The organism is Patiriisocius sp. 208BN25-11 (assembly GCF_058147145.1).
The window spans coordinates 1-976 of the sequence record NZ_JBYVJY010000039.1; the positions used below are offsets into that span (position 1 = coordinate 1).

Annotated in this window: 1 protein-coding gene; it reads right to left on the minus strand. The window is 30.9% G+C overall.

Going from position 1 to position 976, the window contains the following annotated elements; all coding sequences use genetic code 11:
- Positions 1-202: 202 nt before the first annotated feature.
- Positions 203-976 (minus strand): DJ-1/PfpI family protein (locus ACY2RS_RS15460; protein ID WP_490099570.1); only part of this gene is annotated, 774 nt, incomplete at its 5' end.

The following is a 976-nucleotide window of genomic DNA, read 5'->3' on the forward strand; positions in this document are numbered from 1 at the left end:
AGACGAATTTATGATTTTCTGCATTCAGATTTTCGGATTTATTTCATTCCGTAAAAATGAAAAGTAACGGTTTTGTATAGCGTTCCGATGCTAGAACGCGTTCACTAAGTTACTTGAAATTTCCCAAATAGGAGTGATGCTTGTTTTTTCAGAATGGTAAATCAACAAAGCATTGGACGCTATACTTTGTTGTAAGCCGTTTTTATTCTGTTTTATTAATCAGTTTCAGAACTTCATCTGCTATGAAATTTCCACTATTTGCGAAAGATGCTGTTATTAGTCTGTTTTCAGAATCAACAATTTCATAATTTGTTTTCTTTTCGTGATTATATATTTTTAAATCAGCGCCTCTTTTTTTTAATTCAGTTTCCATATCGTATGGCAACAACTTTCCATAGTCGGATTGTTTCATTATGTTTTTTTCATTCCAAGTTGGAAAACTTGTCATTATTTTGTCTTTTACTAGATATTCGCCTGATTTTAATTTTACATCGATAAGTGTAGCAGTTCCGTGTCCTATTGTTCCGATAATTCCACCTGAATCATAAATTTCCGATATTGCACGAAGAATGTCTACATTTTTATGAGTGTCCCAAAATTGTCCATATCCGCCAGGAATTATAACAGCCGAATACTCCTTTGGATTGATTTCTGTTGGTTTTAAACTATTTTCTGTTTTAGTTTTGAACAGTTCACTTTTGATAACAGATTTGACTAAACTTGTTGTATCTCCGCTATGATATATTGGGATTTTTCCTCCTTTCGGTGATATTATGTCAATTTCAAGGTTTTTTTCAGAGAATTTATTAAAGGGAATTGCCAATTCAATTAGGTAGGTTCCATTTGGTTCGTTTTTCATTTCATTGACATTGGTAGTAATGAAAAGGATTTTCTTTTTTTCTTTATTATTATTGCAGGAAACAACTAAAAAAAAGAGTAATAATATTGTCAGATATTTATTCATAGTTCTGTTTTT